General features: G+C 31.3%; 5 protein-coding genes. All 5 read right to left on the reverse strand.

What is annotated here, in order from left to right; translation table 11 throughout:
* Positions 1 to 1,370 (reverse strand): polyribonucleotide nucleotidyltransferase (locus tag EZH24_RS07345; RefSeq protein ID WP_137998471.1); only part of this gene is annotated, 1,370 nt, incomplete at its 3' end.
* A gap of 99 nt (positions 1,371 to 1,469) precedes the next feature.
* Complete coding sequence (gene rpsO / locus EZH24_RS07350; protein WP_137998472.1) at positions 1,470 to 1,739, reverse strand: 30S ribosomal protein S15; 270 nt, start codon at positions 1,737 to 1,739, stop codon at positions 1,470 to 1,472.
* A complete protein-coding gene (locus tag EZH24_RS07355; protein ID WP_137998473.1) occupies positions 1,730 to 2,638 on the reverse strand; it encodes a bifunctional riboflavin kinase/FAD synthetase in 909 nt (302 codons plus the stop codon). The genes rpsO and EZH24_RS07355 overlap by 10 nt, the downstream gene beginning before the upstream one ends.
* 30 nt (positions 2,639 to 2,668) lie before the next feature.
* Complete coding sequence (locus tag EZH24_RS07360; RefSeq protein WP_137998474.1) at positions 2,669 to 3,526, reverse strand: hypothetical protein; 858 nt, start codon at positions 3,524 to 3,526, stop codon at positions 2,669 to 2,671.
* A gap of 151 nt (positions 3,527 to 3,677) precedes the next feature.
* Entirely contained in the window at positions 3,678 to 4,568 is an 891-nt protein-coding gene (locus tag EZH24_RS07365; protein ID WP_137998475.1) for a LysR family transcriptional regulator, read from the reverse strand.
* Positions 4,569 to 4,771 lie beyond the last annotated feature (203 nt).

Consider the following 4,771-nt stretch of genomic DNA (forward strand, 5'->3'; position numbering starts at 1 on the left):
GAATTGAGAGGAACTCCAGCGGATAATAACGACATTGTGGACGCGCAGATTGTAGCCATAGAAGAAGAGCCGTTGCTTTCCAATATTTCGGCGACAACTCTTATCGTATACGGGAATTTATCTTTTGAAGGCAAAACGGCGTTAAAAGAACGTTCCGCTAAATTTCCATGTCCTATCTCTCTTCTGCCCGGCGCTCCGTATCGTCCAACCTCTCCGACTGAAAAAGGAGGAAAATTATAATGAAGCATGAAAGTTTTATTGTCTTTTCCATAAATATCGTCCATTAATTGAGAGTCTTTCTCGCTTCCCAAAGTCACTATTGATAAACATTGAGTTTGCCCTCGAGTGAATAAACCAGAACCATGAACTCTCGGAACTAAATTTATCATAGTGTCGATTGGTCGTATTTCATCCAAAGCTCTGCCGTCTGGACGCATTCCTTTTTCTACTATAGCCTCTCTAACGATTTCCTCTTCTATAGAATGACAAATTCCTTTCACTTGAGCGATTAATTTTTCATCTTCCGTTTTTGTTTTAATATATTCTTCTATTTCGTTAAAAGCGTTGTCCATGCTTTCGTTTCTTTTAGTTTTATCGGGATTATAATTCGCTTCGGTTATTTTTTCTCTTCCGTATTCATTAACCATGCCAACCAAATCTTTATCGAATTCGAATAATTCCTGCTCTATCTTTTGAGTTTCGCAAAGGTTAGCCATTTCGTTTTGAATATCAATATATTTTTGCATTTCTTTATGCGCAAGTTCTATGGCGCCAATGAAAACTTCTTCGGAAACTTCGCGGGCTTCTCCTTCTATCATTAATATCGCGTCCTTGCTTCCAGCGACTATAATATCCAAATCGCTTTTTAGAAGTTCGCTGTTTTTAGGATTTACAATATATTCTCCGTTAATATAGCCTATTCTAACCGCCGCGACTGGTCCGCCGAAAGGAATCCATGAAATAGTAAGCGCCGCGCTCGAAGCTATCAAAGCTAAAGCATCAACGGGCATATCCGAATCGACTGAAAGAACGGTTGGAATTACTTGAACCTCGTTTCTAAAACCTTCTGGGAACAATGGTCTTAATGGTCTATCTATTATTCGAGATATTAATATTTCTTTGTCTCTCGGTTTGCCTTCTCTTTTCAAAAATCCGCCAGGAATCTTTCCTCCAGCGTAATATTTTTCGTTATAATTTACCGTTAGAGGAAAAAAATCTGATTCCAAATTCGGTTCTTTAGCCGCGACAACCGTAGCCAATATTGTGGTATTTCCAAGTCTTAAAGTTACCGAGCCATGAGCTTGTTTTGCCAAAAGCCCCGTTTCTAATATCAATTCTTCTCCGCAAAATGAACTTTTTACCGTTATCATTATAGTCTACTCCTTAATTAAACATTCATACGATTAAAACAAATCAAACAAATACCAAAACGATTAAATAAAATTTTAATATTGAAACGATACTAAAAATTATTTTCTTAATTTCAATTTTTGTATAAGATTTTTATAAGCTTCTATATCGACTTTTCTTAAATAGTTAAGAAGTTTTCTTCTTTTAGCCACCATTTTTAGAAGCCCCATCCTCGAATGATTATCTTTCGTATGGGTTTGAAAATGCCCTTTCAAATAGGTTATTCGGTTCGTTAAAAGCGCAATTTGAACTTCCGCAGAACCCGTATCTTTTTCGTTTTTCCCAAACTCTTTGATTATTTTTAATTTTTCTTCCGCCGTTATAGACATTTTTTCTCCTTTTTGAAAAATTCTCTGACTTTGTATTCGTCCTTTTTTAATAGTAATTTTACTTCTTCTATAGAATTAACTTTTATATTGTCTCTTACATATTTAAGAAGCATAACGGTTAATTTTTTCCCGTATATCATTTTTGAAAAATCAAGTATATGACTTTCAACTCTGAGCTCTTTATTAATATTGCTTATTCCAATAAAAGTAAGCGCTTTATAAAGTTTATCGCCGTTTCCAATTTTTACAAGCGAACTATAAACGCCCATTTTAGGAATGAAAATATTATTCGGAATTTCCAAATTCGCGGTCGGATATCCAATCTTTCTTCCCAAAGCGTTTCCATGAACTATTTTTCCGCTTATCGTATATTTTCTTCCGAGCATTTTATTGGCGTCTTTTATTTTACCGTTTGAAAGACAATCTCTTATAGAGGAACTCGATATTCGATTTTTTTTATAATTAAGAAATTTAATTACGCTCACTCCGATTCCGCGTTCTTTCGAATATTTATCCAAAAATTCTCTATTGCCTTCTCGGTTTCTTCCAAAAGCAAAATCGAAACCTACGGCTATATGCTTCATCCGATAATACTCAATCAATTTATTAAAGAACTCTTTAGCCTCCATTGTATAAAATTCTGGCAAAAAGTCAATAACTATTATATAGTCAATTCCCAATTCTTTTATAAAATTTGTGTTTTCTTCAATATTATAAATCGACACATTTCTTTTTTTTATCAAAATCGCTATTGAAATAAGATTGTTTTTTTTAGCGTAATTAACCGTATATTTTAAAAGTTTTTGATGTCCTTTATGAACGCCGTCAAATTTCCCTATTGTGACAACGGTTTCTTTTTTCAAATCTATATGACAAAATTCGTTAATAACTTTACTCATTTTATTTTTTATTCCAAACCGTTCAATTCGCTATTTAAATGTCCTCTTAAAAATAAAAGAAAGCATAATCGTAAATACCGCTATAAAATATATGAAAGCCGTTATATTCCAAAAATTCAAATTGCTCATAAGTCCGTTTGCAACCGTAAAAATAATTTGCAAAATACAATATATAAGAAAACCGCTCAATATATTATGATATATATATTTTTTTGAAGAAAACGCCGAACCGAGCATATAAAGAGAAAAAAGTATAATAAAAAATTGACTGAATAAAATCGCTATCACATAAATTTGCGGATTATCGGCTATAAAATATCTAAGCGATAAATTCAAAAACGGAATCAAATTAAATCCGAAAACTATATTCTTTGAAATGTCGGACAAATAACCGATTATTGAATCTCTTTTTATTTCAACCGAATTTTTATTTTCCAATGTCGTTCCGTTAATTTCTTTTACATCGAACATAGTTATTACTTCGTTTGAAACATAAATATAATCGGCGAAATATACTTTATTGCCCGCGTAAGTGTCTATGAGTATTCCGTTTTTATAACCGTTGTCCAATAATTTGTTATTTGCTTTTATTATATATTCGTCAACTTTCGTAAATGTTTTTTCGTTTATATTCAAAAAAGTATTTTCGCTTTTTAAATATTCGATATCATGTTTGCTAATCAAAACATAAATTGGATAAGAAATTATAATAAGAGACAAAAGCCCGATAGTCAAAGCGGTTTCAAGATAGCCTCTCAATTTATTTAAAGTTCCGACAAAAATTATTGAAATTATTGACGAAACTACAAAAACATAAAATAAATAATTTTGAATAAACCTTTTGATTAAATTTATATTGAAATCTTTAAGCAAAGTATTAATATCCACTACTCTAAATAAATAGACGCATAAAAATATTACGAAAAATATAATAAAAATTTTAAATAAATTAAATAAATTTCCAAGCAGTTTCATAGATATAATATTATATTATAAAAAATAAAAATTCAAGCCCAAAATGTAGTATTAACTTAAATTATCATAATGAAAATTTTTTATAGAGCATATCCAAAAATATTCCGCTTGCGGGAGAAAATATTTGCTCTTTTTTCCAAACTATATTTAATTCCGATTCCAATTTTGGTTTTAACGGAACGAAACAAAGAGAACTTCCATGCGTGTTGATTAATTTGTCGAGGCAAACCGCGTATCCGATTCCGCTTTTTACCATAATCGAAGCGTTGTAAATTAGGTTGTAAGTCGCCACAATATTTAATTTATCGAAATCGCTTTGAAACCATTCCAAAAATTTATTGTCGGAAGGTCTGTTATATATCGCCTGTCTCGAGCATATTATCGGAAGTTTAATCAAATCGTTTTTCGTTATAAATTTCTTTTTTGCAAGTTTTGAATCTTTTCGCATTAAAACTCCCCAAGTGTCTTTTGCTGGAATTTTAATATAATCGTATTGCAGTATTCCCGCTGGCTCTATAAGTATTCCGAAGTCCAAAAGTCCTTTATCCAATTTTTCCGAAACATCGTCCGAATTTCCGCTATGGAGATGATATTGAATATTCGGATAATCTTTTTGAATATTTCGCATTATTTTTGTAATAAGTTCGATTGCATGAGTTTCGCCTCCGCCTATTCTAATATCTCCCGCTATTATTTTGTCGCTCGATTTGAACTCCGCTCTCGTTTTTTCTATCATATCGATTATTTCTTCCGCTCTCTTCTTTAATAAAATTCCTTCTCCCGTCAATTTGATTTTATAATTGCTTCGACTAAAAAGTTTTTTCCCAATATCTCTTTCGAGCATATTTATTTGCCTTGAAAGATTCGGTTGAGTTAAACCGAGACTGTTCGCCGCTTTCGTTATGCTTCCTTCTCTCGCCGCCACCAAAAAATATTTTAAAACTCTTATTTCCATACAGATTAGTTCCTTACGAATTCATGGTTCATTTTTTTAATAATATCATATTTTGAAATACTTTTAAAGTTTTAAATTTATAAACCGATATTTTGATATAAATATAAAGAATTATATAATTTTATATAAAAAATTATATAGTTCTTTGCTTGACTTTTTTATAAGTTTGTTATATTATATATAGATTGAATAAAGAGAAGTTA

Origin of the sequence: Brachyspira catarrhinii, assembly GCF_005518285.1 — a bacterium.
Lineage (GTDB): Bacteria > Spirochaetota > Brachyspiria > Brachyspirales > Brachyspiraceae > Brachyspira > Brachyspira catarrhinii.

Bases quoted from the DNA above. Each gene is read 5' to 3' on its own strand.
- EZH24_RS07365 (WP_137998475.1), bottom strand. From the start codon at position 4,568: ATGGAAATAAGAGTTTTAAAATATTTTTTGGTGGCGGCGAGAGAAGGA.
- rpsO (WP_137998472.1), bottom strand. From the start codon at position 1,739: ATGTCTATAACGGCGGAAGAAAAATTAAAAATAATCAAAGAGTTTGGG.
- EZH24_RS07355 (WP_137998473.1), bottom strand. From the start codon at position 2,638: ATGAGTAAAGTTATTAACGAATTTTGTCATATAGATTTGAAAAAAGAA.